Annotated in this window: 24 protein-coding genes and 1 pseudogene; 16 read left to right on the top strand and 9 right to left on the bottom strand. The window is 69.1% G+C overall.

From position 1 onward, the window contains the following. Positions 1–74: 74 nt before the first annotated feature. From YWM_RS0103275 to YWM_RS0103250, 6 genes are all read left to right on the top strand, one after another. The gene (locus YWM_RS0103275; protein ID WP_028849507.1) at positions 75–797 is read left to right on the top strand and encodes a FadR/GntR family transcriptional regulator; all 723 of its coding nucleotides are present in this window, start codon (positions 75–77) and stop codon (positions 795–797) included. Positions 798–1,125: 328 nt separating this feature from the next. After that, positions 1,126–2,571, top strand: coding sequence for an aldehyde dehydrogenase family protein (locus YWM_RS0103270; protein WP_028849506.1), 1,446 nt, complete (start codon positions 1,126–1,128; stop codon positions 2,569–2,571). A 36-nt stretch (positions 2,572–2,607) separates the two neighbouring features. Next, on the top strand, positions 2,608–4,116 hold the full coding sequence (gene xylB, locus YWM_RS0103265; protein WP_028849505.1) for a xylulokinase: 1,509 nt from the start codon (positions 2,608–2,610) through the stop codon (positions 4,114–4,116). After that, complete coding sequence (locus tag YWM_RS0103260) at positions 4,110–4,769, top strand: HAD family hydrolase (RefSeq protein ID WP_028849504.1); 660 nt, start codon at positions 4,110–4,112, stop codon at positions 4,767–4,769. The genes xylB and YWM_RS0103260 overlap by 7 nt, the downstream gene beginning before the upstream one ends. After that, positions 4,753–5,526, top strand: a complete 774-nt coding sequence (gene rpiA / locus YWM_RS0103255) for a ribose-5-phosphate isomerase RpiA (protein WP_028849503.1) — start codon at positions 4,753–4,755, stop codon at positions 5,524–5,526. The genes YWM_RS0103260 and rpiA overlap by 17 nt, the downstream gene beginning before the upstream one ends. Before the next feature lie 113 nt (positions 5,527–5,639). Next, positions 5,640–6,371: an MIP/aquaporin family protein gene (locus YWM_RS0103250; RefSeq protein WP_028849502.1), complete on the top strand. Its 732-nt coding sequence runs from the start codon at positions 5,640–5,642 to the stop codon at positions 6,369–6,371. On the opposite strand, the gene YWM_RS0103245 is transcribed toward YWM_RS0103250, so the two are convergent. Next, positions 6,344–7,210, bottom strand: coding sequence for a helix-turn-helix transcriptional regulator (locus tag YWM_RS0103245; RefSeq protein WP_028849501.1), 867 nt, complete (start codon positions 7,208–7,210; stop codon positions 6,344–6,346). The two genes, YWM_RS0103250 and YWM_RS0103245, sit on opposite strands and share 28 nt — an antisense overlap. Before the next feature lie 129 nt (positions 7,211–7,339). Between YWM_RS0103245 and YWM_RS0103240 the strand changes: the two genes are divergently transcribed. From YWM_RS0103240 to YWM_RS22005, 6 genes and pseudogenes are all read left to right on the top strand, one after another. Further along, on the top strand, positions 7,340–8,116 hold the full coding sequence (locus YWM_RS0103240; protein WP_028849500.1) for an SDR family NAD(P)-dependent oxidoreductase: 777 nt from the start codon (positions 7,340–7,342) through the stop codon (positions 8,114–8,116). Between the two features lie 113 nt (positions 8,117–8,229). Continuing rightward, positions 8,230–11,493: an exodeoxyribonuclease V subunit gamma gene (gene recC, locus YWM_RS0103235; protein ID WP_028849499.1), complete on the top strand. Its 3,264-nt coding sequence runs from the start codon at positions 8,230–8,232 to the stop codon at positions 11,491–11,493. Beyond that, a complete protein-coding gene (locus YWM_RS0103230) occupies positions 11,490–14,762 on the top strand; it encodes a UvrD-helicase domain-containing protein (protein WP_028849498.1) in 3,273 nt (1,090 codons plus the stop codon). The genes recC and YWM_RS0103230 overlap by 4 nt, the downstream gene beginning before the upstream one ends. Beyond that, complete coding sequence (gene recD / locus YWM_RS0103225; RefSeq protein ID WP_028849497.1) at positions 14,759–16,558, top strand: exodeoxyribonuclease V subunit alpha; 1,800 nt, start codon at positions 14,759–14,761, stop codon at positions 16,556–16,558. The genes YWM_RS0103230 and recD overlap by 4 nt, the downstream gene beginning before the upstream one ends. 43 nt (positions 16,559–16,601) lie before the next feature. Beyond that, a complete protein-coding gene (locus YWM_RS0103220) occupies positions 16,602–17,462 on the top strand; it encodes a class I SAM-dependent methyltransferase (protein WP_043659179.1) in 861 nt (286 codons plus the stop codon). An 89-nt stretch (positions 17,463–17,551) separates the two neighbouring features. Beyond that, positions 17,552–18,604 (top strand): annotated as a pseudogene (locus tag YWM_RS22005) (molybdopterin oxidoreductase family protein); the annotation flags it as partial. Here YWM_RS22005 and YWM_RS25065 read toward each other — a convergent pair. The 3 genes from YWM_RS25065 to YWM_RS0103200 all read right to left on the bottom strand — a co-directional run bounded on the left by YWM_RS25065 (position 18,552) and on the right by YWM_RS0103200 (position 20,292). Further along, on the bottom strand, positions 18,552–19,202 hold the full coding sequence (locus YWM_RS25065; protein ID WP_028849495.1) for a zinc-binding alcohol dehydrogenase family protein: 651 nt from the start codon (positions 19,200–19,202) through the stop codon (positions 18,552–18,554). The pseudogene YWM_RS22005 and the gene YWM_RS25065 sit on opposite strands and share 53 nt — an antisense overlap. Before the next feature lie 18 nt (positions 19,203–19,220). After that, the gene (locus YWM_RS0103205) at positions 19,221–19,505 is read right to left on the bottom strand and encodes a 2TM domain-containing protein (protein ID WP_028849494.1); all 285 of its coding nucleotides are present in this window, start codon (positions 19,503–19,505) and stop codon (positions 19,221–19,223) included. 331 nt (positions 19,506–19,836) lie between these two features. After that, positions 19,837–20,292 carry a MaoC family dehydratase gene (locus YWM_RS0103200; RefSeq protein ID WP_028849493.1) on the bottom strand — a complete coding sequence of 152 codons (456 nt, stop codon included), beginning with the start codon at positions 20,290–20,292 and terminating at the stop codon, positions 19,837–19,839. Between YWM_RS0103200 and YWM_RS26370 the strand changes: the two genes are divergently transcribed. Further along, positions 20,192–20,752 carry an NAD(P)H-dependent oxidoreductase gene (locus YWM_RS26370; RefSeq protein ID WP_084612164.1) on the top strand — a complete coding sequence of 187 codons (561 nt, stop codon included), beginning with the start codon at positions 20,192–20,194 and terminating at the stop codon, positions 20,750–20,752. The two genes, YWM_RS0103200 and YWM_RS26370, sit on opposite strands and share 101 nt — an antisense overlap. A gap of 49 nt (positions 20,753–20,801) precedes the next feature. On the opposite strand, the gene YWM_RS0103190 is transcribed toward YWM_RS26370, so the two are convergent. Then, the gene (locus tag YWM_RS0103190) at positions 20,802–21,278 is read right to left on the bottom strand and encodes an SRPBCC family protein (protein WP_028849492.1); all 477 of its coding nucleotides are present in this window, start codon (positions 21,276–21,278) and stop codon (positions 20,802–20,804) included. Further along, complete coding sequence (locus YWM_RS0103185; protein ID WP_028849491.1) at positions 21,275–21,595, bottom strand: ArsR/SmtB family transcription factor; 321 nt, start codon at positions 21,593–21,595, stop codon at positions 21,275–21,277. The genes YWM_RS0103190 and YWM_RS0103185 overlap by 4 nt, the downstream gene beginning before the upstream one ends. 148 nt (positions 21,596–21,743) lie before the next feature. Between YWM_RS0103185 and YWM_RS0103180 the strand changes: the two genes are divergently transcribed. After that, a complete protein-coding gene (locus YWM_RS0103180) occupies positions 21,744–22,328 on the top strand; it encodes an Rv1733c family protein (RefSeq protein ID WP_052344498.1) in 585 nt (194 codons plus the stop codon). Here YWM_RS0103180 and YWM_RS21995 read toward each other — a convergent pair. Further along, on the bottom strand, positions 22,325–22,690 hold the full coding sequence (locus YWM_RS21995; RefSeq protein ID WP_043659177.1) for a VOC family protein: 366 nt from the start codon (positions 22,688–22,690) through the stop codon (positions 22,325–22,327). The two genes, YWM_RS0103180 and YWM_RS21995, sit on opposite strands and share 4 nt — an antisense overlap. Before the next feature lie 497 nt (positions 22,691–23,187). Between YWM_RS21995 and YWM_RS26015 the strand changes: the two genes are divergently transcribed. Together YWM_RS26015 and YWM_RS0103160 are read left to right on the top strand one after the other, a co-directional pair. Beyond that, positions 23,188–23,799: a hypothetical protein gene (locus YWM_RS26015; protein ID WP_156914598.1), complete on the top strand. Its 612-nt coding sequence runs from the start codon at positions 23,188–23,190 to the stop codon at positions 23,797–23,799. 47 nt (positions 23,800–23,846) lie between these two features. After that, complete coding sequence (locus tag YWM_RS0103160) at positions 23,847–24,365, top strand: hypothetical protein (RefSeq protein WP_156914597.1); 519 nt, start codon at positions 23,847–23,849, stop codon at positions 24,363–24,365. Between the two features lie 6 nt (positions 24,366–24,371). Here YWM_RS0103160 and YWM_RS0103155 read toward each other — a convergent pair whose 3' ends face one another. Together YWM_RS0103155 and YWM_RS0103150 are read right to left on the bottom strand one after the other, a co-directional pair. Then, on the bottom strand, positions 24,372–25,676 hold the full coding sequence (locus tag YWM_RS0103155) for a hypothetical protein (protein ID WP_028849486.1): 1,305 nt from the start codon (positions 25,674–25,676) through the stop codon (positions 24,372–24,374). Further along, positions 25,673–26,293 carry a hypothetical protein gene (locus YWM_RS0103150; RefSeq protein ID WP_028849485.1) on the bottom strand — a complete coding sequence of 207 codons (621 nt, stop codon included), beginning with the start codon at positions 26,291–26,293 and terminating at the stop codon, positions 25,673–25,675. The genes YWM_RS0103155 and YWM_RS0103150 overlap by 4 nt, the downstream gene beginning before the upstream one ends. Between the last annotated feature and the right edge of the window lie 11 nt (positions 26,294–26,304).

Raw genomic sequence — 26,304 nt, 5'->3', positions numbered from 1 at the left:
GTGGGCAGACTGGAGGCGAACGCGTGACGCTCGACAAATCGTCCACCGGACGCGACGTCCATAGAATCTCGCGCATGGCATCCGAACTGGGCTCGCGCAAACGCCTCCCCGAAGTCCTCGCGGACACCCTGCAGGAGGAGATCCTGCAGCTGTCGGTGGGGGACCGGCTGCCGACCGAGCCCGAACTGGCCGAACGCTTCGGCGTGAGCCGCACCGTCGTCCGGGAAACCGCGCGGCTGCTGGTGCAGCGCGGCCTGGTCACCGTCTCGCCCGGCCGCGGTATGACCGTGGCCGAGTTCGACGGCAGGCTGATCGCCGACCAGTACGGGCTGTTGCTGCGGCTGAGCGAGGGCTCGTTCGAGCAACTGCTGGAACTGCGCCTGGTGCTGGAGGTCGAGATGGCGATGTTCGCCGCCGCCCGACGTACCGACGAGCACCTGACCGCGCTGCGCGAAGCGAACCGGAATCTGTCCTCCTCGATCGGGACCGACACGTTTCTGGATGCCGACCTGTCGTTCCACGAGATCCTCGCGCAGGCGAGCGGCAACCCGTTCTTCTCCCTCGTCATCCGCCCGGTGAACAGTTTCCTGCGCAAGGTGTACCGGACGAGTCCCGGCTATCCGTCGGAAGCCAGTCACACCGTGCGCGAGCACGAGGAGATCGCCGACGCCATCGCGGCGGGCGATCCGTCCCGGGCACGATTCGCCTGTGAGAACCACCTGCGGCGCATCATGCGCCACAGTGATCTGCTGGCGGGGGATGCCGACAAGGCCGCCCGCAAGCGCGCCTCCGGCTGAGCGAACCTTCGCGAATCAGGCAAGCAAAAGGGTCTTGCACTCGATCTCGCCCTGCTCTATCGTCCGATCATCATACGAATGGCCGTCCGCCTCGATACCGCCCCCGGTGCGAGTCAGAGCGGACGTGGCCGGGCCCCACGCAGCGGCCGACGCACGCGGCGGGTCGGGCCAGCCCTTCGACGAAGAGAGGCTGGTGGAGCAGATGCGAGCATGGGCGAATGCCCGTTCGGTCGACCGCACGGCGAAGGACCGCCGTCCCGAAGTCGCACCGTCAACCCATGCACCGCTCGTTCCGTGACCAATCGAAGGGCACCAGGAGAACCGACGAATGACCAACACCCCGATCACCTGCCGTAACTTCTACGCCGGAACCTGGCACGACGGCTCCGGCGGCGTCATCGACCGCGCCAACCCGGCCACCGGTGAACTGGCCGCGGTGGCACCCCGATCCACGGCCGACGACGTCGATGCCGCGGTGAAGTCGGCTGTCGAGGCGTTCCGCACCTGGCGCAAGACCCGCCCTGCCGAACGCGCCAAGTATCTGCACCAGCTGGCCGACGAGTGCGCGCAGCGGGTCGACGACATGGCGAGCGCGATCACCCGCGAGCAGGGCAAGCCGTTGAACGAGGCGCGCGGTGAGGTGCAGAAGTTCGTCACCGCGTTGCACTACTACGCCGAAGAAGCCACTCGCGTCTTCGGTCGCACGATTCCCAACGACGCAGGTGGCTTCCTGAGCATCGTCGAGAAGGAACCGATCGGTCCGGTCGCCGGCATCGCCCCGTGGAACTATCCGATCGAGCTGATCGGCTGGAAGCTCGCGGGCGCCACCGCTGCCGGCTGCACCATCGTCATCAAGCCTTCCGAGCACACTCCGGGCTGCGCCCAGGTGCTGTCCGAGTGCGTCGCCGCCGTCCTGCCTGCCGGGGTGGTCAACTTCGTGTACGGCGACGGCAGCACGGGACAGGCCCTGGTCGCCCACCCGGCGATCGCCAAGGTCGGTTTCACCGGATCGGTCGCCACCGGTCAGTCCATCATGCGCTCGGTCACCGGCATCACCGCGTTGTCGCTGGAACTGGGCGGCAGCTGCCCGATGATCGTCACCAAGCACGCGGACGTCGAAGCCGCGGTCAAGGGCGCCACCCGGCGGTCGTTCCGCAATGCGGGCCAGATCTGCATCGCGATCAACCGCATCTACGCGCATCGGGACGTCTACGACGAATTCGTCAACGGGCTGGCAGCCGCGGCTGACGCACTGGTGGTGGCCGACGGCATCAAGGACCCCGCGGCCGACGTCGGGTCGATGACCATCGACGAGACGTTCCAGCGCACCCTCGACCACATCGCCGACGCGCGGGAGCGCGGCGCCTCGGTGGTCGCCGGTGGCGGTCGCATCGAAGACCTGTCGCCCGGGTTGTTCGTCCGGCCCACCGTCGTGGCGGATGCACCCGACGACTCTCTGGTGATGCGGGAGGAGACGTTCGGCCCACTCGTCGGCGTCGCCCCGTACACCGACTTGGACGACGTCGTCGCCCGCGCCAACGGCGTGCCGGGCGGCCTGGCGTCCTACGTCTACACCCAGGACACGCGGGAGACCTTCGCGCTGGCCTCGGAACTGGACTTCGGCAACGTCGCGATCAACAACGTCGACGCCGGAATCATCAACGCGCCCTACGGCGGCCGCAGGGAAAGCGGCTTCGGCTATGAGCACGGTCCCGAAGGGCTCGAGTCGTACCTGCACCTCAAGCACATCAGGCTTCACCACGGTGCGCGATGAAGCCGTGCAACGAAGCGCGGAAAGGACCCCAGCATCATGTTGATCGGTATCGACCTCGGAACGTCGACCTGCAAAGTCATCGCCGTCGACGGCAACGGTGAAGTCATCGCCAAGGCCAGCCGTGACTATCCGATGATCAACCTCCGGCAGGGGTGGGCGGAACAGGACCCCGCCGAGTGGTGGCGGGCGACCGACGAGGCCATCGCGTCGTTGACCGCGTCGCTGCCGCAGGGTGGACGGGAAGTGACCGGCATCGGCTTGTGCGGCCAGATGCATGGCCTGACCGCGCTCGACGCATCCGGGGAGCCGCTGCGCCACGCCATTCTGTGGAACGACCAGCGGTGCGCCCCGCAGTGCGACTGGATCACCGAGCAGGTGGGTGGGCTGGACGAACTGCTGCGGATGACCAGGAACCGGATGCTGCCCGGCTACACCGGCGGCAAGATCATCTGGTTCCGCGAGCACGAGCCGGAGCTGTTCGACCGCACGGTGCGCATCCTCAATCCCAAGGACTTCCTCCGGCTGCGGATGACCGGCAACTACATCACCGACGTCTCGGACGCGTCCGGCACGGGCCTGTTCGACGTGGAGCGGCGCGTGTGGTCGGACGAGCTGCTGGCGAAGCTGGAGATCGACAAGGCGCTGCTGCCCGACGTGGTCGAGTCCATCGAGGACACCGGCACGCTGCTGCCGGAGCTCGCCCGGCGCTGGAACCTCCCGGAAGGCATCAAGGTGTACGGCGGAGGCGGCGACGCGGTCATCCAGACGACCGCGATGGGCCTGGTCGATCCCGGCCCGGTCGGGTTCACCATCGGCACCGCGGGCATCGTCGCCGGCGGCGCCTCCAACTGCCCGGAGAACCCCGGCGGCCGCGTCCAGGTGTCGTGCGGCAACGCACCGGGCCGCTGGCACATCATGGGTGTCTCGCTCAGCGCAGGCGGCGCATTCCACTGGCTCCGTGATGCGCTGGCTCCCGCCACCACCACCGACCCCGTGTCGTTCGAGCGGCTGGTCGGGCTCGCCAAGGAAGTCACCCCGGGCTCCAACGGCTTGCTGTTCCTGCCTTACCTGCTGGGCGAGCGTTCGCCGCACGTCGCGCCGGAAGCATCGGCATGCTGGATCGGTCTGACGCCGATGCACAAGCTGGGGCACCTCGCGCGCAGCGTCATGGAAGGCGTGCTGCTGAACATGCGGGAGATCCTCGAGGTGTGCACTCAGGCAGGCGTGCCGTGCGAGCGGATCGTGGCCTCCGGCGGTGCGAGCAGCGAGTCGCTGTGGCTGCAGATGCTCGCTGACGTGCTGAACCGGGAAACGGTCACCGTGACCGGGGCGACCGAAGGTGGCGCGTACGGTGCGGCGCTGGCCGCGGGCGTCGGCTCGGGGACGTGGAGCGACTTCGACGAAGCCCTCACGAGTGTCTCGGTGGAGAAGACGTTCGTGCCCCAGCAGGCCAGCGTCGAGACCTATGAGAAGGTCTTCGCCGTCCACCGCGGGCTCTACGACCAGTTGCGGCCGGTGTACCAGGAGGCCGCGGCCCTGTGCTGAACAACGACAAACCGGCGTCCGCGGTGGTGTTCGACCTCGACGGCACGCTCGTCGACAGCGCGCCGGACATCACCGACGCGCTGAACGTCGCGCTCACCGCACGATCGCTCGGCCGGCTCTCGGTCGACGACGTGCGGCCACTGCTCGGGGTCGGCGCGCGAGCGCTGGTTGCCGAGGCCGTCGCGCGTGCCGGCGGCAAGGAATCCGATGTGGACGATGTGCTGGCCGACTACGGCGCCGCGTACGAGGCGAAACCGGTGGCCGGAACCACGGTCAACGCCGATGCCCGAGAGGCGCTGCGGACACTGCGCGCCGCGGGCGTCAAGATCGGCGTCTGCACCAACAAGCGCACCCACATGGCGCGGGCCGTGCTGGCCGGCACCGGGCTGGCCGACCTGGTCGACGTCGTCGTCGGGATCGACGCGACACCCAGGTCGAAGCCCGATCCGGCCCACCTCAGCACCACGTTGGACGCGCTCGGGGTGAGGCCGTCCGATGTCATATACGTGGGGGACACCGAGATCGACGCGCAAACCGCGCAGGCTCTCGGCGTGCCGTACCGGCACGTGGCATGGGGGAGTCCGATCGCCAACCACACCGTGATCGAGCGCTTCGCGGACCTGACAGGAGAGACGAATGGAACCGCGCACTGAACAAGACCGCGCCAAGTGGACCGCCGGGACCGCGGCCATCGACGCTTACGTGCGAGACGGCATGAAACTGGGGCTGGGGTCGGGCACCACCTCGCATTGGTTCGTGCGGGCGCTGGGCAAGGCGGTCGCCGACGGCCTCGACGTGGTCGGTGTGCCGACCTCGACCGCCACGCGTGACCTGGCGCTGGAGGTCGGTGTCCCACTGACCACGCTGGCCGACGTCGAGCGGTTGGACCTGACCATCGACGGTGCCGACGAGATCGATCACAACGGCGCGATGATCAAGGGCGGCGGCGCGTGCCTGCTGTGGGAGCGAATCGTCGCGGACGCCTCCGACCGCATGGTCGCGGTGGTCGACGACAGCAAAGTCGTGGAGACGCTCGGTGCATTTCCGCTGCCGATCGAAGTAATTCCGTTCTCGTGGGAATCCACGCGACGCTCGATCGCGCGGTTACTGGCCAAACACGGGTATTCCGATCCGGAACTCCGCCTGCGCACCCGGGACGGGGAAACCGTCGTCACCGACAGCGGCAACTACATCATCGACGCGCACCTGCAGGCGATCACCGACCCGTTGGTGCTGGACGCGGAACTGAACTGGATCCCCGGCGTCGTGGAGAACGGCCTGTTCACCGGCATCGCCGACGAGTTCGTCATCGGCTTCGCCGACGGACGACACGAGATCCGGGACACCAGTTCGGCACCGTCGGCCCGGCCGACGACCACCCTGCGGAAGGGTCGCGCACCCGTCGCATGACGGTCACCGGCGGCCGCTCGACGCCGCCGTTCGAGTATTTCTGATTTCCGCCTGAAATTACTGCGGCGGATTCGCCATGCCTTTTTCACCGATCAAGAATTGTGGGGTGCTCAGTGGGGCAGATCTTCTTTTCCGAAGCGATGGGCAGCGCGCTGCTTCTGTTACTCGGCTGCGGTGTGGTCGCCAACGTGGTGCTGGCCAAGTCGAAAGGCTTCGACGGCGGCTGGCTGCTGATCAGCTTCGGCTGGGGACTGGGCGTGTTCGCCGGTGTGTACGCCGCCGCGCTGTCCGGTGCGCACCTGAACCCGGCGGTCACCGTCGGCTTGTGGGTCGCGGGTGAGGATTTCGCCACCGACGTCCCCGCCACCGCGGGCAATTTCCTCGTGTATCTCGCTGCGCAGCTGGTCGGCGCCTTCATCGGTGCGACGCTGACGTTCGTGGCCTACAAGCGGCACTTCGACGCCGAGAAGGACCCGGAGAGCAAGCTCGCGGTCTTCGCCACCGGCCCGGCGATCCGGTCCTACGGCTGGAACACCGCAACCGAGGCCATCGCCACGTTCGTCCTGGTCTACGTGGTGCTGGTGTTCGGCAACACCCCGAGCGGCCTGGGCCCACTGGCGGTCGCCATGCTCGTGGTCGGTATCGGCGCCTCGCTCGGCGGACCCACCGGGTACGCCCTGAACCCGACCCGTGACCTCGGCCCGCGCATCGCCCACGCGCTGTTGCCCATTCCCGGCAAAGGCTCCTCGGACTGGGGGTACTCGTGGGTTCCGATCGTCGGCCCGGTGCTCGGTGGCGCGATCGCGGGCCTGATGTATCACGTCACTCCGGTCGTCGCGTCCTGACCGCCGACGAGGTTCTGGATGCCGACCACCGAGACGAGTTCGAGGCGTTCGGCATCCTCGGTGCCCGGCTCGGCGGTGTAGACCATGATCCGCAGGTCGCTGCCCGCCACGCTCAATACATCGCAGTCCAGCGTCACGGGCCCGACCTGCGGATGGTCGATCGTCTTACGGGAGGCCTCGTGATGTCCGGCCACCCCGGAGTCCCACAGCTCGACGAACAGGTCGCTGCTCTCGCGGAGATCGGCGACCAACCGCTTCAGCCGTGGATCTGCGGGATAACGGCCCGTCGCCGAGCGCAGATCCGCCACCAGCGCGGTCAGCAGGGCATGACGGGACTCCGGGGTGTGCCGGACCCGCTCGGACAGACCATGGAAGTTGCGCCACACGGCATTCCGCTCGTGCCCACGCCAGGCTGAGGGATCACCCATCAGTGCGGTGTAGCAGGGATTGGCGGTCAGCAACGTCCAGGTCGCGTCGAACACCGCGACCGGTGTGCCGTGCAGCCGGTCCACCAGCCGTTGCACACTCGGTGTCAGGTGGGTGGGGACACGGTCCGGGCCGGGTGGCTGCAAGCCACTGAGCACGAACAAGTGCTCGCGCTCGGCGCTGGACAGCCGGAGCGCCCTGGCCAGCGCCTCGACGACCTGCTCGGACGGAGCGGTGGCCCGGCCCTGTTCGAGCCGGACGACGTAGTCGACCGAGATCCCGGCGAGCATGGCGAGCTCCTCCCGGCGCAGGCCGGGGACTCGTCGCTGCAAACCGACGGGAAAGCCCACGGCTTCCGGAGTCACGCGGTTGCGCCAGTTCTTCAGTGCCTGGCCGAGCTCGGTGGATGCCACCCGGCCAGTATCGCCGGTCGGAAGCGAAACGTCCTGGTACCGCCAGTCCCAGGAAGAGCTGTCGCTGGTACCGCCGGACGCGCGGGAGCACTCTCGAAGCACAGCAATCACTTCGGGAAGGAACCCCGCATGAGCAAGCTCGCACTGGTCACCGGCGCCACTTCCGGCATCGGTGCCGCGTTCGCCCACCGGCTGCTGCGCGACGGCTACGACGTGATCGCGGTCGGCAGGCGCAAGGAGCGACTGGAGGAACTCGCCGAGGCCTACCCGGGTGCGGTGCGCACCGTGGTCGCCGACCTGTCCACCGAATCCGGCATCGACACCGTGTCCGGCTTGGCGGCAGCGGAGTCGCTGGACGTGCTGGTGAACAACGCCGGAGTAGCCCACTACATGCCGCTGGCCGATCTGCCCGCGGCCAAGGCCAAGGAACTGGTCAACGTCAAGGTCCTGGCGCCCACGCTGCTGTCACGCGCCGCGGTCCCGAGCATGGTGGAACGCGGCCGCGGCACGATCATCAACGTGTCCGGCATGATCGCCTTCAGCGGGCCGGCGCCACACTCGCAGATGCCGCGCCGGGTCGTCTACGGCGGTGGTTTGGCGTACCTGGTGACGATGTCGCAGACGCTCAGCGCCGAGCTGGAGGGCACCGGTGTGCAGGTGCAGGTGCTGTGCCCCGGCGTGGTGGCGACCGAATTCCACCAGCGGCAGGGGATCGACATGAGCGCCGTGCCGCGGATGAGCGCCGACGACGTGGTCACGGCGAGCCTGCGCGGACTGGAGCTGGGCGAGACCGTGGTCGCCCCGGGCGTGGAGGACGCCGGCCTGCTGCAAGCCGTGTTCGACGCCGAGCTCGCCGCGTTCCACGCACAGAGCCCGCAGCTGGCCGGCCGCTATCGCGTCGACTGATCGGATTCGGTGACTCGCCTGGCCGTCGTTGCGCACGGTGAGCGTGGGTGTCGTCTGCTAGAACTGGCCTGCAAGACGAACCGGCGCCACCACTCGGAACGGCAGGTCCAGGCGTGTTCACCGTGCATCGCGCGGAGCGATCCGACACCCTCGTCGCGGCTCTGGCCGAGCTGCTGGCGGACCCGGCGCACGACGTGTTCGCGCCGGAGGTCGTCGCGGTGCCGGCCAAGGGCGTCGAGCGCTGGCTCTCCCAGCAGCTGTCGACCCGGCTCGGGGTGGCGGCGAACATCGAGTTTCCGCAACCCAACGAGCTGGTCGCCGACGCGATCGCCGGAGCACAGGGCATCGCCCCGGAGGAAGACCCGTGGTCGCCGAGCAGACTCGTCTGGACGCTGCTGGAGATCATCGACGACTGCGCGGACGAGCCGTGGTGCGCCATGCTGGCGCGCCACCTCGGCGCCGACGGCGATGCGGAACCGCACCGGCGCGGTCGGCGGTACAGCACCGCGGAGACGCTGACCCGATTGTTCACCTCCTACGGCGAGAATCGCCCCGACATGCTGGTCGACTGGGCCGCCGGCGGGCGCTCCGACGGCGCAGGCGGGTGCGTCGACGAGGACCTGACGTGGCAGGTCGAGCTGTGGCGACGGCTGCGCGACCGAATCGCGACACCCAGCCCAGCGGAGCGGCTCGCGGGGACCTGCCAGGCACTCGCCGACGATCCGACGCTGGTTGATCTGCCGGAACGCGTGTCGTTGTTCGGCGCGACCAGGTTGACGCGTGCTCAGTTCGCCGTCCTCGACGCGCTGTCGGCGCACCGCGACGTCCACCTGTGGCTGACGCACCCCAGTCCGGTCATGTGGCAGAAGCTGTCCGGCCGCCCGGTGCCGCTGCGACGGACGGAGGACGACAGCGCATTGCTGCTCGACAGCCCGCTGCTGGCCGGCCTGGCCAGAGAGGTCCGCGAACTGCAACGTCGGCTCCCTGGCACCGACGTGCACCATCCGGCCGAGGAGCCCGCGTCCGGGGTCCTGGCGGCGCTCCGCGCTGACATCGCTGCCGACCGATTTCCCGGCTCGGCAGGCCGAGTCCCGAACGACGACACCGTCCAGATTCACGCCTGCCACGGGCCTGCCCGGCAGGTCGAGGTGCTGCGGGAAGCGCTGCTCGGTCTGCTCGCGGCGGACGAGACCCTGCAGCCGCGGGACATCATCGTGCTGTGCCCCGATGTGGAGGCCTACGCCCCGTTCATCGCGGCCGCGTTCGGTCAGCCCGACGTGGCCGAGCATCCCGGTCACCGGCTGCGGGTACGGCTGGCCGACCGCAGTCCGGCGTACACCAACCCGTTGCTGGAGGTGGTGGCGACCCTGCTCGAGCTGGCCGACGGCCGGGTCACCGCGAGCGAGGTCCTCGACCTGGCCGCGCGCGAGCCGGTGGCGCGCCGCTTCGGTTTCACCACGGAGGATTTGGAGACCATCCGCAGGTGGACGGTCACGGCGGGCGCGCGCTGGGGGCTGGGACCTCGGCAGCGCGCCGCGCACGGCCTGCAAAGCGTTCCGCAGAACACGTTCGACACCGCGCTCAACCGTCTGATGCTCGGTGTGGCCGCCGACGAGACCGGCTTCGAATGGCTGGGGCTCGCGCTTCCGTTGGACGACGTCGACTCCAGTGACGTGGACCTGGCCGGCCGGTTCACCGAGTTCGTCGAACGGCTCACGGCGGTGCTGGACCGGCTGACCGGCGAGCAGCAAGCGGGGGAGTGGACGGCCACCCTCGGGCAGGCGCTCGAGCTGCTCACGGACGTGGCGGCCGATGAGACGTGGCAGCGCGTGCAGGCCACGCGTGAGCTCGCTGCGGCGACCGAACACGCCGGCGAGGTGACGCTGCGCCTCGCCGACGTCCGATCGATGCTCGCCCGCCGTCTGGATGCGCGCCCGACCAGGGCGAACTTCCGCACCGGAGAGCTGACGGTCTGCACGTTGGTTCCGATGCGGTCGGTTCCGCATCGCGTGGTCGCGGTGATCGGGCTGGACGACGACGCGTTCCCACGCACGACCGCGGCCGATGGCGACGACATCCTGGCGCGCAATCCCTGTCTCGGGGAGCGCGACCCACGCAGCGAGGATCGGCAACTTTTGCTGGACGCGGCGCTCGCGGCCACCGAGCATCTGGTGCTCTGTTACACCGGCGCCGACCCGGTCACCGGAGCGCCGAGACCGCCGGCGGCCCCGCTGGCCGAGCTGATCGACGTCGTCAAGGCCACTGTCGCCGACCCGGAGAAGGTCGTCACGCGGCAGCCCTTGCAGCCGTTCGACGCGGCGAACTTCGTGCCGCCCAGGCCGTTCAGCTTCGACGCGCACGCGTTCGCCGGGGCCCTTGCCTCTCGTGACCAGCAGCCGATGCCGCCCCTGTTGCAGACGGCATTGCCCGCGGTCACCCGGACCGACGTCGACCTGGACGACCTCGTCTCGTTCTTCACCAATCCCGCTCGCGAGTTCCTCCGCCAGCGCCTCGGGGTCACGCTGTCGGACCGCGCCGACGACGTCGACGACACGCTCCCACTGACCGTCGAAGGCCTGGAACGCTGGCAGATCGGCGACCGGATGCTGTCAGCGGTGCTGGCCGGGGCCGACCTGGCCGACGTGTGCCAGGCGGAGCTGCGCCGCGGAACCCTCCCCGCCGGGCGTCTCGGGCTGAATGCGCTGAGGAAGATCACCGACAGCATCGCCGCGGTGCAACACGCGGCAGCACCCCACCTCGGCGAGGTCGCGACCACCGTCGACGTCTCGATCGACTTCGCCGGCGGGCGACGGTTGTCGGGCACCGTGCCGGACGCGCGTGGGAAGAACCTGGTGACGGTCTTGTTCTCGACGTTGTCGCCGCGGCACCGGTTCGCCGCCTGGCTGCGGCTGCTCGCAGTCGCGGCCACGACCGGTGACCTCGAATGGCAGGCCGTCACGATCGGCCCGTACAGATCGGGCGAACCGAGCGCGCGCCGGTCGACCTTGACCGCACCCGCCGACCCGTGCGCAGTCCTGGAGCACGTGCTCGACGTCTACGACCGTGGGCTGCGTGAACCACTGCCGATGGCCCCGCGCACAGCGGAAAAGTACGCGAGCTGTCGCATGCGGGGAGATGGCATCGCCGATGCCATGTCCGACGCCAAGCGCCTCTGGACCAGCAGCCGCGGCAGCTACGGCGAGAACGCAGACCCGGCCGTTCGTTACGTGCACGGTGTCGACGTGCCGTTCGAGCAGTTGTGCGCCGTCCCGCCACGTGACGACGAGCGATGGAGCGACGAACCCAGCCGCTTCGGTCAGCTCGCACGTCGCGTCTGGGAGCCGATGCTGGCCTGTGAAACGGTGGTGCCGGTGTGAGCCCGGGTGCCACGTTCGACCTGACCGGCCCGCTGCCGTCCGGCACGACGGTGATCGAGGCCAGCGCGGGCACCGGCAAGACGTACGCGATCGCCGGGCTGGCCACGCGCTACCTGGCCGAGGGCCTGGTCGAACTGTCGCAGATCATGCTGGTCACCTTCGGCCGGGCCGCCACCCACGAGCTGCGGGAACGCACGCGCGCAAGGCTGGCCGCGACCGCTGCTGCGCTCACCGAGCCGCATCGTGCCCGTGCGGATCAGGACCGACTCGTCGCCTACCTGGCCGACGGTGACGACGAGGTCGTGCAACTTCGGCGGCGGAGGTTGCTGCGTGCGTTGTCCGACTTCGACGCGGCGACCATTGCCACGACGCACAGCTTCTGCCAGCAGATGCTGGACGGCCTGGGGATCGCGGGGGAGCGGGAACCCGATGCGGTTCTGGTCGAGTCGACCGACGACATCGCCGAGGAGGTGATCTCCGATCTCTATCTGGCGAAGTACCGCAACGACGAGACGCTGTTGCCACTGAACGAGGCCACCGCGGCGGCACGCGCAGCGATCCGCGACAGCCAAGCGCGGCTCGTCCCCGAGCCGCGCCCGGACACGGTGGCCGGGCGACGCGTCGAGTTCGCCCAGGCCGCCCGTGCCGAGGTGGAACGCCGCAAGCGACGGCGGGGGATCCGCGACTTCGACGACCTGCTGGTCCTGTTGCGGGACACCCTGGCCCACCCGGTCCACGGCCCAGCCGCCTGCGAACGCATCCGGGACCGCTACCGGGTCGTGCTCGTCGACGAGTTCCAGGACACCGACCCGGTCCAGTGGCAGGTGCTGCGCCTGGCATTCCACGGCCACCGCACGCTGATCCTGGTCGGTGACCCGAAGCAGGCCATCTACGCCTTCCGTGGCGCGGAAGTGCTCGCGTACCTCGATGCCGTGCGCGAGGCCGATCACCACCTCGAGCTGGACGTCAACTGGCGCAGCGACGCCGGGTTGCTCGCCGCGCTCGAGCGGGTCTACGGCGGTGCTGCGCTCGGCCACCCTCAGATCGTGGTGAACCCGGTCGCCGCGGCCCACTCCGCGCAGCGCTTGCCCGGCCCGCCACTGCGCCTGCGCTATCTGACCCGAACCGACTGCGGTCGGGTGCACAAGAACGGCTTTCCCCCGGTGGACGCGGTGCGGCGGCGCATCGCAGCCGATCTCGCCGACGACATCGTCGAACTGCTGCAGAGCTCGCCGACCTTCGACGGGCGGCCGATGAAGCCGAGCGACATCGCCGTGCTCGTGCGGAATCGCAGCCAGATCGCACTGGTCCGCGATGCGCTGCAGAAAGCAGGGGTACCCAGCGTGCAAGCGGGCGGCAACAGCGTTTTCGCCGCACCCGCCGCGGAGGCATGGTTGCGGCTACTGCAAGGCGTCGAGCGGCCACACCGCCCGCCCCGGGTCCGGCTCGCCGCCCTCACCCCGCTGGTCGGTGTCACGGCCGCGGAGCTCGACGAACGTGGGGACGAGCTGCTCGCCGAACACGCCGGCCTGCTGCGCGAGCTCGGCGCGACGTTCTCCGCGCACGGCATGGCGGCGCTGTTCGAACGGTTGGCCGCGCGAACCCGATTGACCGAGCGCATCCTGCGCCACGAAGGCGGCGAACGCACACTCACCGACCTCCGGCACGTCGCCCAGCTGCTCAATCGCGAAGCACGCACCCGACGGCTGGGTCTCACCGCCCTGATCCGGTGGCTGTCGGCCCGCATGGCCGAGGATCAACCGGTCACCTCCGCCGATCGCAGCCGCATGCTCGACCGCGACAGCGCGGCGATCCACATCGTCACCATTCACGCCGCCAAGGGCCTGGAGTACCCGGTGGTGTATCTGCCGTTCGGCTGGGACGGCAGCAAGCCGCGCGACGTGGACGCGTTACTGCTGCACGAGGGCGCCGATCGCGTGCGCGACGTCGGAGGTCCGAACGGTCCGGGCTACGCCCTGCGCAGGAAGCAACATCAGAAAGAGGAAGCCGCCGAGGATCTCCGGCTGCTCTACGTGGCGCTGACCCGCGCGCTGTCCCGTGTGGTCGTCTGGTGGGCGCCGACCACCAACACCAAGAGCGCTCCGCTGAACCGCCTGCTCTTCGGCCGTGGTGCCGGGCCCGAACCGGCGGCGACGGCGCCGGTGCCGTCCGATTCCGCTCTGCAGCAGGTCTTCACGACCTGGGCGGAGGGCGCGATCTCCGTCGAACCCCTGCCTGCCGAGCGAGTCGCGCGCAGGTGGCAGCCGGCGGCCGAGCCGCACCGCAAGCTGGCCGTTGCCACGTTCGACCGCCGACTCGACACGTTCTGGCGCCGCGCGTCCTACAGCGCGTTGACCGCTGCCGCGCATGCCGACCAGGGTGTGGCCAGCGAAACCGAGGAACGGACCACGATCGACGAGCCGGAGCCCCCGGAGCCGACGGGCGGTGCCACGGGCGGTGACATCAACCCTGACAGGATCACTGGCATGGCCGAGGGCACGGACAGCCCGACGGCTTCGTTGATGAACGAGCTGCCCGCAGGCGCGGAGTTCGGCACGCTGGTGCACGCCGTGCTCGAGGAGGTTGACACATCGGCCGACGACCTGGCCGCCGAGGTCCGGCTGCGGTGCGCCAAGGCGGTCGCCCGCACGATGTCCACAGTGGACGTCGCCGTACTCGCCCACGCACTCACCGCCGCGCTCCGGACACCGATCGGCCGCGACACCCTTGCCGATGTCGCCCCGGCGGACCGGCTCACCGAGCTGGAGTTCGAGTTGCCGGTGGCGGCCACTGTCTCGGTGCAGCGCATCGCCGAGACCATCCGGACACATCTGCCGGCCGATGACCCGCTCGCCGGGTACCCCGACATGCTCAGCGAGCTGACGCCGCCACCGCTGCGCGGATTCCTCACCGGCAGCATCGACGCCGTGCTGCGCCGTCCCGGGCCTCGGTTCACCGTGGTCGACTACAAGACCAACAAGCTCGCCGCCGGTCCCGTCGACGCCACCGACTACACGCACGAGGCGATGGCGGGGGAGATGCTGCGCGCGCACTACCCGCTGCAAGCCTTGCTGTATCTGGTCGCCCTGCACCGATACCTGCGCTGGCGGCTTCCGGCCTACGACCCGGAGCGTCATCTCGGCGGTGCGCAATACCTGTTCGTGCGCGGCATGATCGGCCCGAACACGCCACCCGGCTGTGGTGTGTTCACCTGGCAGCCCCCGGCAGCAGCCGTGACGGCGTTGTCCGACCTGCTGGAGGGGCGATGACCCAACTGACCACCCAGCGAGCGACCGGAATCCTGCGCGTCTTCGAAGACGCCGGGATCCTCGCCCCGGCGGACGTCCATGTCGCCCTGCGGCTGGGCGCTCTCGGCCAGGAAGACCGCGAACCTGTGCTGCTGGCCGTGGCGCTGACCGTGCGTGCACTGCGGCTCGGGTCGGTGTGTGTCGAGTTGGACCGGCTCCGGGAACACGGCGCCGACCAGGACACCGACGACTTGCCGTGGCCGGAGCCCGACGAGTTGGTGTCGCTGCTGCGCACCAGTCCGCTCGTCACCGGAGGCGACCAAGGACCGCTGATCCCGCTGACGTTGGTGCGGTCCGACAGCGGCTGGTTGCTGTCCTTCACCCGCTACCACCGGCAGGAGGAGACCATTCGTGCCGCGCTCGCCGAGCGAGAGCGCACCCGGCCGCACGTCGACCTGTCCGCCGCCCGGGCGAAGCTGGACGAACTCTTCCCCGGCCATGACGCGCCGGACCGGCAGCGGGTCGCCGCGGCGCTGGCCGCGACCGAATGGACCACCATCGTCGCCGGCGGCCCTGGTACCGGGAAGACCCACACGGCTGCCCGCATCCTCGCGCTGCTCCACGCCCTGCACGGCCCGTCGCTGCGCGTGGCACTGGCCGCGCCGACCGGCAGGGCAGCCGCGCGTATGCAGGAGGCCGTCACCAGGCAAGACCTCGGACTTCCTGACGGGCTGACCGCGACGACGCTGCACCGGCTCCTCGGCTGGCGTCGCGACAGCCGCAGCCGCTTCGCCCACAACGCACACCGACGCCTGCCGCACGACGTGGTGATCGTCGACGAGACGTCGATGGTGTCGTTGACCCTGATGGCCCGCCTGATCGAGGCGCTCCGCGCGGACACGCGGCTGATCCTGCTCGGCGACCCCGACCAGCTCGCCTCGGTGGACGCCGGCGCCGTCCTCGCCGATCTGGTCGCGCGCCCGGTCCGGCGGCCGGCCAACCCAGCCCTCGCTCAGCTGGTGGATCTCGACGGTGCCGGGGGTGAAGAGCCTCCGCTCAGTGCGCAGGAGCGGGAGAAACTGTGCGGCGGGATCGTCCGGTTGCGCCGCGGGCGTCGGTTCTCCGGCGCCATCGCCGAGCTCGCGGACGCCGTCCGCCGCGGCGCTGTTGACGAAGCCCTCGATCTGCTCCGTTCCGGCGACGACGCCGTGGAGCTGTGCTCGGCCACTGACCTCGACGAGTTGCAGCGCGACGTCACCGCCAGCGCCGTCGCGCTGCGCGAGGCCGCGGACCGAGGCGACGCCACGGCCGCCCGAGGCGCGCTGACTGCGCACCGCGTGCTGTGTGCGCACCGTGACGGCCCGCAAGGCGTGCAGCACTGGAACCGTCTCGCCGTCGAATGGGCGGGCATCGCCGCCGGCCACCGGTTCGACCCGGATCGGGGCTTTCCCGGCCAGCCCCTGCTGGCCACCGAGACCGACTACGACGCAGGCATCAGCAACGGCGACACCGGTGTCATCCTCCGGCGCGACGACGGGCTCGTCGCCGCATTCGACACCGGGGTGCTGGTCCATCCCAGCCGGCTGAGCGGCGTCCAGACCGCCTACGCGATGACCATCCACCGCAGCCAGGGCAGCCAGTACGACACCGTGTCGATCGTGCTCCCGGACACCTCCTCCGCGATCCTCACCCGCCAGCTGCTCTACACCGCGATCACGCGAGCCCAGCAGCGGGTGCGAATCATCGGCAGCGAGGATGCCCTGCGCGCGGCCGTCGAGCGGCAGGCACTGCGCGCCTCCGGTCTCAGCCGCGCCTGATTCGACTGGACACGCCGGGCTCGATCTGGCTCGATGGATCCCCGTGGGGAGAGAACTCGACGCCGATGTCCGGGCACTGATCAGCGCCAACGAGGCCAACTGGGACGAACGGACGCCGATTCACGTGGCCAGCGGGTTCTACGGCGTGGACGGCAGCCGCGACCCGGAGCAGTGGTTCGCCGATTTCGAATGGACGGACCTGGGGGAACTGACGGGCCGGGACGTGGTGCACCTGCAGTGCCATCTCGGCACCGAGACCGTGGTGCTGGCCAGACGTGGTGCACGGGTCACCGGCCTGGACATCTCCGAAGCGTCCGTGCGCGAAGCACGGCGTCTGGCGCGCGAGGCCGGAGTCGATGTCACCTATGTCAAGGCCGACGTGCATGACGCAGTCGAGGCACTCGGTCGCGCGCGGTTCGACGTCGTCTACACCGGTAAAGGCGCGGTCTGCTACCTGCCCGACCTGTCGGTGTGGGCGAAGGTGGTGGCCGATTTGCTTCGGCCCGGCGGGGCACTGTACGTCGTCGAGTTCCATCCCTTGCTGAACGCACTCGGAGTCGTTCCACCGTCAAACGGACGCGACGAGCTGCTGATCCGCAACGACTACCTGAGCAGAGGGCATGCTGTCGAGCGGGACGCGACCTACACCTACACCGACGGCCCCGCGCTGACATCGGCGACAGTGTCGTACGAGTGGATGCACGGGATCGGTGAGCTGACGACCGCCGTCGTGGACGCGGGACTTCGTATCGAGCGGCTGCGCGAGACCGATCGCCTGCCCTGGCCACGCCGGCCGTCGATGCAGCCGGCCGAGGGCGGGTGGTTCCGGCTCCCGCAGACCGAGCCGCGCATCCCGCTCATGTATGCGCTGCTGGCCCGCAAACCCGTGAACACCCAGGGCTGACGGTGTGCGCCACGTGGCGTGCGGCCGATGTCAACTGCCGGAAACATTCGGTCGTTCTGCAGTAACAGCGGCGACCTAGCGTCTTCGCCGTGACAGCGGCACTGCATCCCCGAACCGAGGCCCAGGTCGCCACGCATTGCCCGTACTGCGCGTTGCAGTGCGGAATGACGGTGGTGCCCACCGGGGCGGGCTCGGTTCAGGTGCGCCCGCGCGACTTTCCGTCGAACGGCGGCGGGCTCTGCCAGAAGGGCTGGACCTCGGCCGCGTTGCTGACCTCACCGGCGCGTCTGACCACCCCGTTGGTGCGCGTCGACGGCCGCTTGCGGCCCACGACATGGGACCACGCGCTGGATCTGGTTGCCGACCGCATCCGGGCCGTCCGCGCCGAACACGGCCCGGACGCCATCGGTGTGTTCGGTGGCGGCGGGCTGACCAACGAGAAGTCCTACCTGCTCGGCAAGTTCGCCAGGGTCGCCGTCGGCACGTCGCAGATCGACTACAACGGCCGGTTCTGCATGTCGTCCGCGGCCGCTGCCGGGATGCGCGCGTTCGGCATGGACCGCGGCCTGCCGTTCCCCATGACGGATCTGGCCGACGCCGACGCGGTACTGCTGGCCGGTGCCAATCCCGCCGAGACGATGCCGCCGTTCCTGCGTCACCTCGCCCGGGCCATCGACACCCATGGGTTGATCGTGGTCGATCCTCGCCGTACCCCGACGGCGGCGAAGGCGGCCCTGCATCTGCAACTCGCACCGGGCACCGACCTCGCGCTCGCCCTGGGCATCCTGCACGCGACGGTGGCGGACGGTCACGTCGACCGCGAGTACGTGGAAGAGCGCACCAACGGGTTCGCCGAAACGTGGCGGCAGACGGCAGCGTGGTGGCCCGAACGCGTCGAACGCATCACCGGGGTGGCCGCCGCTGACCAGCGACGGGCCGCCGCCATGCTGGCCGAAGCCCGCAACGCCTACGTGCTGACCGCTCGCGGGTCCGAACAACACGCCAACGGCGTCGACACCGTCACGGCTTGGATCAACCTGGCGCTCGCACTCGGGTTGCCCGGCACGCCCGGATCCGGGTACGGCTGCCTCACCGGCCAAGGCAACGGGCAAGGCGGCCGCGAACACGGACCAAGGCCCGAGCCTTCGCGCTTCGCGTCAGCACGTGCACGGTTGCCCCCTGCGCGAGCGCGACCTGCGCGGCAAGGTGAGCGCTGGCGCCGAAGCCGTAGATGCCGAGCCGCCCGCCCGCGGGTAGCTCCGCACGCTTGAGCGCCGCGAAGCCGATGATCCCCGCGCACAGCAACGGCGCCAGTTCGACGTCGCTGTAGTTGTTCGGCAGCGGCAGGGCGTACGGCTCGGGGACCGTCGCGTAGTCGGCGTATCCGCCGTCCACGTCCCAACCGGTGTAGTGGGATTTCGGGCACAGGTTCTCGTGCCCGCCCCGGCAGAAGCGACAGTGATAACACGTGCCGCGCAGCCACGGGATCCCCACCTTGTCACCGCGCCGAAACGCCTCGCCGGGCTCCACGACCTCACCGACCACCTCGTGGCCGGGTGTCACGTGCTCGCGGTGGACCGGCAGGTCACCTTCGACCAGATGGAGATCGGTGCGGCAGACGCCGCAGGCGAGCACGCGCACCAGCAACTCTCCGTCAACCGGTTCCGGGCGTGGCTCGTCGGTCAGCCGCAGCGGTCGGTGGGTCAACGGCCCAGGCTTCTGCACTCGCCACACGCGCATGACGCACCCTCCGACACCTCAGCGGAAACCGGGTTTGTGGCGCCATCGCTGCAGCTCGCGATCGATGTCCTCCTCGGTGATCGGCTTGCTGAAGAAGGCGTCCCAGGCGTGGGCCAGAATCCCGATACTCCATGCCGCGATCGGGATGATCGGCCAGAAGAAACTCGGCGCGGAGGTCACCCACCAGATCAACACCAGCATCGTGTTGACAGCGAGGAAGACCAGCAGATGGGGGACGAATCCTCGTCTGCTTTCCAAGCGCTTGCGCGCCGCTTCGCGCACGTCGTCGGTGTTGTCGGCCATGGCGACCTCCGATGCCGAACGGCCCCTGTCCCTCCGAGCCTTCGACGGTGGTCGCCGGCGGGCTAGAGCTGAAGGACCCGCGCGTCAGGGTCGAATGCCGGGATCGGGCTGCGTGCGGTCGGTGAGCACGCCTCAGCCGATCCGGGCGGCCAGTCCGTCCAGCAAGCGCTGCAGGCCGTAGTTGAACAAGCCGTCCAGATCGAAGTCGTATCCGGAAGCCGATGAGCTCCGCGAACGACGCCTGTTCCGGCTGTTCGTGCCAGGTTCCGGTGGACGACGACAGGATGTCGAGGTCGCGTGCGCTGGGCCGACCGAGCGCGACGGCTCACGGTCAGGGAAGCAGCAGCGTCAGGGCTTCTGCTACGCAGGCCGGCTTCGCACTGCCTTCGAGCTCGATCGTGAAGCGCGTGGTGAGCTGTTCTCCCGCCGAAACCGAGCGGAGTTCGACGAACTCCGCGGTCGCCCGCACCCGTGCGTCGACCGGGACCGGGGCGGGGAAGCGAACCTTGTTCAGACCGTAGTTCAGCCGGGCGCTGCCGAAGTTCAGCCGGAACAGCTGGCCGGCGAACTGCGGAATCAACGACAAGGTCAGGTAGCCGTGCGCGATGGTCTTGCCGAACGGGCCTTGCGCCGCCCGCTCCCGGTCGACGTGGATCCACTGGTGATCACCCGTGGCCTCGGCGAACATGTCGATGCGCTGCTGGTCCACCGGGAACCACTCGGTCGGCCCGAGCGGGGTGCCGATCGCGTCACGAATGTCGTCGAGCGAGCTGAATTCCGTGGTCATGCGCTCCCTTTCTCAACCTCCGCCGTTCCTGGCCGTCCGCACCAGTGAACCACCGACGATCGACGGCGGATGTCGCTGGTGCCCTCGTCCAGGTGCAGGCCGCCTGCGCAGCCCGGCGGGGCAAGCCACCGACACCCGCTGGCGAGCACCGGGCGCGCTGAAAAACGCCCTCGACTGGATTTCCGTGCCGTTCGCGACCAACCCGGTCAGCGGCAAACCGGCAGCGGTGATCGGCGCCTCCACCGGCATGTTCGGTGCGGTGTGGGCTCAGGCCGAGACACGCAAGGTGTTGTCCACCTTGGGGGCTTGCGTCGTCGACAGCGAACTGCCGGTTGGTCACGCAGACGATGTTCTCGGCGCTGACGGCCTGCGGGACCCAGATCTGCGGGAGAGGCTCCGGCGTGTCGTCTCGACGTTCGTGACGAAGATCAGGGAACACACCTCTGTGTGTGCCGGCTGAGCGAGCGAGGCGGGCCGGCGGAACGTCGCCGTCGGTCCGCCTCGCCTTCTCAAGCCTGTGCGGCAACGTCCATGAAGCGCTGCAGGTACAGCGGCCAACCGCCCTCGCCGTCCACACCGTCGCGTTCGGCCTGCCAACCCTCACCGTGTCGCGCGAGGTGCCGGTGTTCCAGCGTGACCCGCGTGCTGCCCGGACCCTCGGGCAGGAAAGTGACCTCGACCTCGCTGCACTTGCTCGAGTCGGTCTCGATCTGCCACTGCGGCGAGATGTCCCAGCTGATCACAAATCGCGTCGGCGGCTCGAACGCGAGCACGCGCGCCCATGCGCAGACCGAGCCGTCCTCACCCCTGTCGTAGACATGACCGCCGACGTGCCGCTCGAACACCGTCTCCACGATGGGTACGCCGAGCAGATTGTGCTCACGCGGCTTGATGCGGTCGAACTGCTCGGTGAAGACCGCGAACGCCTTCTCCACGGGCACCGCCACCGTGATCTCGTGCCTGACGGCAGTCTGGGTAGACGTCATGATTGCTCCTGTTCCGCCTGCTCGGCGATCCGTTTGAAGTTGTCCAGGGTGGCGCCCCAGAGCTGGTCCAGTTCGCGGCGAAGGGCGGCCAGGCCATCGCGATCGACTTCGTAAATTCGCCGCGTGCCGACCGGCCGGTCGGTGACGAGGCACGCCCGCTTCAGTACGCGCAAGTGCTGCGAGACCGCAGGCCGGCTGATCGGTAGCTCGGCGGCCAGATCGGTCACCGACTGCGGCCGTTGGGCGAGCCGTTGCAAGATGCGCCGTCTCGTCGGATCACCCAGTGCGGCCCACGCATCGACTTCGTAAGCTGACACTTACGTAAGTTACAACTTACCGATTGGCGTGTCAACCGCCGAGCGCGCCGGGAAGCGCGGCCACCGCGGCACGGGACAGGCAAAAGACCACTTCGCCAGGGACTTGCGGCACTCGTCCCGGCCGTGCTCGCGAACGACCGTTGATGGCATGGGCGCGCAAGCGAACCATCGGTCTGCGTGGGCGACGTGGTTGCGGCCACTCGACTCCCGCAATTCGCTGGTGCGCAAGTCCGACCGCGTGGAGGCCGCAGTGGTGCGGCTGTGCGTGATCCTCGCGCTGTTGGCGTTGCCCGTCGCCGGACTCATCTGGTCGACGACGCACGCGGACCTGATAGATCGTGTGGACCGGGAAAGCGCTGCAAGTCGCCCCGTACCCGCGGTGCTGCTCGACGATGCGCCGCCGGCTCGTCCGGGCGCAGCGCCGGTCACGGGCCGGGTCGAATGGACGGTCAACGGGACGCATCGCACCGGTACGGCCCAGGTACCACCTGGATCTCGCGCCGGGGTCACCGTAACTGTGTGGGTCGACAGCCGGGGCGAACGAGTACCCAAGCCGCTCACGCAGGGCGAAGCAGCCTTCAATGCCACCTTGTTCGCCGTGTGGGTGTGGCTCAGCTTCGTCGGACTGCTTGCCGGCATCGCATGCCTGGTCCGCTGGATGCTGAACCGGCAACGGTATGCCGCATGGGATGAGGAATGGCGACAGGCGAGCCGCACCTGGGGCGCCGGCTAGCCGTCACCACCGTCCTCGATCGGTGTCATCAACCCGACGGTGTTGCCGTCGGGATCGGCGAACAGCGCGAATTCGCCGACCCCCGGTATCGGTGTCGGTGCGACGATGACCTGTCCACCCAGTTCGCGCGCCTTGGCGACGCTGGCCCGGATGTCGTCGACCTGCACGTAGAAAGTGATGTAGGTGGGCACCTGGTCGGAGGCTTCCCGGATCCCGCCGCCGATGCCGTCACCCTCGGGCGGAATCAACCAGTACTCGGGGCCACCGGGCGCGGGCTGCCAGCCGAACAAAGCGCGGTAGAAGGACCGGGCGCGGCCGGAATCCTTGGTGCCGATCTCGAAGTGCACGACGGGATTGGGCATGGTGTTCTCCTTCGGCCGCCCGGATCGGCGAGACGCGCGTGGATTCGTCCCGGACCCGCCACCCGAACGTAGAACTGTGCCGCGGGCCGGGGCCGCTGCTGGAAGTCCTCCGTCGCCGGGACTTCCCGAACAGCCGGACGTCCCGCGGCCTCTGGTGTCCGCTGTCGGCCACGAGCCGCCCCGTCACGATCAGGGCCGACGATGATCCATGGTGGGTAGGCTGCTGCACGCTGCAGTGATCAAGGAGGGGCCGCGATCTCCGAACCAGCGAGATACCGGATGTCGGTTCTCCGGATCGACGCCGTGACCGAACTTCCGTTGCTGTACGAGTACGTCTCGGCGGAGGGTGCTTTCCGCACCGTCGGGTTCGTCCGGGTCCGCGGCGCGATGGTCCCGGAGATCACCCATTGGGGTCCGGACACCCTGGCCGAACGCGACCGTTTCCTGCTGAAGGTGCTGACGGTGGTGGGCACACGCCGAAACGGGCGCGACAGATCGTGCGGAGGGCGAAACACGTCCGGGACCCCGACAGTTATGCGGCTTCACCGTCGGGTTCCGCAGCAACTGCGCCTGGGGTCGGCGACGGGCTGCATCTCGGTGGCCGGGGCCTGCTGCTCGGTCTGCTGGCCGGAGTTCTTGTCGGCTGGTTCCTCGGCCGCTGGTACGGCGCGGTCATCGGTGCGTTCGTCGGGGCATCGCTCGGACCGGATGTGGTGATGCGCGGCTGGCAGATCGTGCACGCGGGCACGCCGAGAAGCGCCGTCACCATGCGGGACGCCGTCACGGGTTTGCTCGTCGTGGCCGGCAGCATCGCCGGGGCACTGACTGGTTTCCGGCTCGGCCAGGACGGCTTCGAGCAAGCGTTCGGGGTGTTCGCAGGAATGGCCCTCGCCGGGTTCGTACTGAGCGTGCTGGTCACGCCGTTCAGCTGGGAGCCGTTCCGCAGCCGCCTGATGATGTGGCTCGGGCCGCTCGTCGTCGGATTGTGCACCTGGGCCGCGTACGCGGTGTGGCATCACCCGGTGATGGTCGCGGTCGGCATCCTCGTCGGCTCTCAGCTCGCTGCCGTCCCGGCGACCCGCTTGATGGAGCCCGGTGGGGTTCGATAGGCCGGAACGGCACCCCGGTCATCGTTCGGCGCCTATTGTTCGGCAGCGTGAGCCCGCCTCGACGCCAGGAGATCCGGCCGTGGCCCAAGCCGGTGCGCTACCTCATCGGGATTTCCGCCGTGATCTTCGTCGTGGCCGTATTCCTGCTGTACGACGTCGGTGTCCTGACGCTGGTCGGACCATTCGTCGTGGCGATCGTCGCCGTTCCGGTCGTCGTCGGTGTCGGCTGGCTTTTCACCCTCTCGTCGACCCGCCAGCTGGCCAAGCTGCGGGTCGCACTGAACGGCTGGCAGTCCGTGTTGGAGCAGGAGCGCACGCTGCCACGCACCGAACGGAAAACGGCGGCCTCGGATGATTCGCTCGACGCCGCCATCGGCATCGTGCAGCGTGGGCGGGCGGCATTCGAGCGAAACCTCACGGCGTCGGCGGCAGAAACCGCGGCGACGCTCAGCGAGCACATCGGCGACTGGAACCCGCGCGCACGGTTGACCCGCGCCCTGCAGCAGGCAGCCCGCATCGGCCGTCGGCAGGCGCGCATGCTGAACAAGCTGGAACGCCGTGGTTGAGACCGTTCAGCGGAAGTACCACACGACGTCGTCGCCGAACGGGTTCTCGTATCCCAGCCGCAGATCGTCGGGATCGCGAGTCTGGTAGATCAACTCGCCTCTGGTGCACTCGCCGGGCGGCAGGGTGATCGTCTGCAGCTGCTGACGGTCGTCGTCGACCCGCATGGCAGCCGTGCCCGAGCCCGACCAGAGCTGGAAGTTGACCGGCCCGATGCGGCGCTGAGCGATCGCATCGTCATCCTCGGTGTCGAGGTTCTCACCCGCGCAGGCGCGCACGCCCACCGTGAGCGTCACCTCGTTGTCCTTGGTCACCGCGCGGTCCACCGCCTCCACGGTGATGGTGGTGCCGCTGGCCAGTGTGGCGGTCTGCCCCAACGTGAGCCGCTTCTGCACCGGCTCGAGCGACGGCTTGGAGTTCTCCATCGCGGTCACGACGATGACGACGACGGCGACGACGAGGGCGATACCGGCCCCGAGCCAGCGACGCCATTTTTGGTTGGTTTTCTGGCTCAGCAGCTCGGGGACTGGATCGGGGCCCACGTCGGGTGGTGTGATGCGGGGGACGTGGGCGAGCTTTTCCTCGAGCCGGCGTTCCAGCTCGGCGCCGTTGGCGTAGACGCGGGGGTCGACCGGAATGCCGGTGCACAGGTCGTCCCAGACGACATACCCACCCCCGACGGCGAGGTCGACCCGAACCACCGCATTGTCGAGATCGACGACGGCATCCTCGCTCGGCACCCGCAGCGTGCGGTTCCCGATGGTGACGCGGTGAGCCAACCCGGCCGCATTGAGCTGCGCCTCGGGCAGCACGCCGGTGAATTCCTGCTGCTTGTCGTCCGGAACGGCGCGGTCCAACGACGGATAGCCGGGAATCTCGCCGATGCCGATGTCGGTGATGTGCAACGTGCGCGTTGCCTCGGCCAGGGCTTGTCGCACCTGCTCGCGGTTCAACGGTGGCTCGTCCAGCAGGCCCTGCACGCGGCGATCACGCTGGAACGACCAGATGGGCAGCGCGTCGACCTCGTCGATGACAGCGTCGACGAGTAGGTCGGACACCGGTTCGTTGAGCATCACGGTCACGGCCCGCCGGAGCAGGTCAGCGGATACCGACGGTCGGGCGTTGATCGAGAACAGCAGGTCGGCGCCCATCCCACGGGGTGAGCAACTCACCTCGGGCCATTCCCGGCCGCTGACCGTGTGCAGGGCGTTGGCGAAATGCGTGCGCATGACCAGGGCGCCCGCCAAGCCGGCGGTGGTGCGCGGGACGAGACCGGTGAAGTAGAGCGCCCCACCGGCGGTCGCGGAGATCAATCCGCCGGTGGAATTGCCGCGAGCGCGCGGAGTGGCAGGCGGCAGTGTCTTCCGTGGGTCGGTCTCCGGGGCGGACAGGGGAGAGAGACGGCGAGTGTTTCGTCGTTGGTGTAGAACAGGCAGCGAACCGCGCCCTTGCGGGGGGCGAGATGGCTACGTAGCTGGGCGATCTTTTCCGCGCCGACCCGTGGCGGCTCTTGCGGCAACAGCGACAGGGAGTACGAGTTCTTCCCAGCACGGGCGAACATGTCGACCGTCCAGCCCCACTCGTCGGTCGGGTGCGGTTCGGTCGGCTCGATGGCGAACGTTCCGTCGAAGAACGCGGGCAACCGTTGCCACGCACCGACAACGGTGTCGCGGTCACCGACGACCGAGACGGCGACGGTGTCCGGCTGGATGTTGATCTCGACCTCGGGAACCCCGACCGTGTTGGTCGCCAGCTCCACGGGCCGGGCCAACTCGCTCCGCAGAGCCGACGCGAAGTAGCGCAGCGTTCCGTACTCTGCGATCGACTCGTCGAGCAGCCCGTACCCGAAGGTCAGGCCCAGTACCGTGGGACCGCCCTGCGCTGCGGGAAGTAGCTGCCAGTCGTAGCCCCCAAGATCACCCCACCTCATTCGCAAGATCT

Origin of the sequence: Thermocrispum municipale DSM 44069, assembly GCF_000427825.1 — a bacterium.
Taxonomy (GTDB): domain Bacteria; phylum Actinomycetota; class Actinomycetes; order Mycobacteriales; family Pseudonocardiaceae; genus Thermocrispum; species Thermocrispum municipale.
This window is presented reverse-complemented; position numbering and strand designations above follow the sequence as displayed.

Coding starts and splice junctions, on each gene's coding strand:
- YWM_RS0103275 (WP_028849507.1), top strand. CDS start 75: ATGGCATCCGAACTGGGCTCGCGCAAACGCCTCCCCGAAGTCCTCGCG.
- YWM_RS0103270 (WP_028849506.1), top strand. CDS start 1,126: ATGACCAACACCCCGATCACCTGCCGTAACTTCTACGCCGGAACCTGG.
- xylB (WP_028849505.1), top strand. CDS start 2,608: ATGTTGATCGGTATCGACCTCGGAACGTCGACCTGCAAAGTCATCGCC.
- rpiA (WP_028849503.1), top strand. CDS start 4,753: ATGGAACCGCGCACTGAACAAGACCGCGCCAAGTGGACCGCCGGGACC.
- YWM_RS0103240 (WP_028849500.1), top strand. CDS start 7,340: ATGAGCAAGCTCGCACTGGTCACCGGCGCCACTTCCGGCATCGGTGCC.
- recD (WP_028849497.1), top strand. CDS start 14,759: ATGACCCAACTGACCACCCAGCGAGCGACCGGAATCCTGCGCGTCTTC.
- YWM_RS25065 (WP_028849495.1), bottom strand. CDS start 19,202: ATGCGCGTGTGGCGAGTGCAGAAGCCTGGGCCGTTGACCCACCGACCG.
- YWM_RS0103205 (WP_028849494.1), bottom strand. CDS start 19,505: ATGGCCGACAACACCGACGACGTGCGCGAAGCGGCGCGCAAGCGCTTG.
- YWM_RS26370 (WP_084612164.1), top strand. CDS start 20,192: ATGTCGATGCGCTGCTGGTCCACCGGGAACCACTCGGTCGGCCCGAGC.
- YWM_RS0103200 (WP_028849493.1), bottom strand. CDS start 20,292: ATGACCACGGAATTCAGCTCGCTCGACGACATTCGTGACGCGATCGGC.
- YWM_RS0103190 (WP_028849492.1), bottom strand. CDS start 21,278: ATGACGTCTACCCAGACTGCCGTCAGGCACGAGATCACGGTGGCGGTG.
- YWM_RS0103180 (WP_052344498.1), top strand. CDS start 21,744: ATGGGCGCGCAAGCGAACCATCGGTCTGCGTGGGCGACGTGGTTGCGG.
- YWM_RS21995 (WP_043659177.1), bottom strand. CDS start 22,690: ATGCCCAATCCCGTCGTGCACTTCGAGATCGGCACCAAGGATTCCGGC.
- YWM_RS0103150 (WP_028849485.1), bottom strand. CDS start 26,293: ATGAGGTGGGGTGATCTTGGGGGCTACGACTGGCAGCTACTTCCCGCA.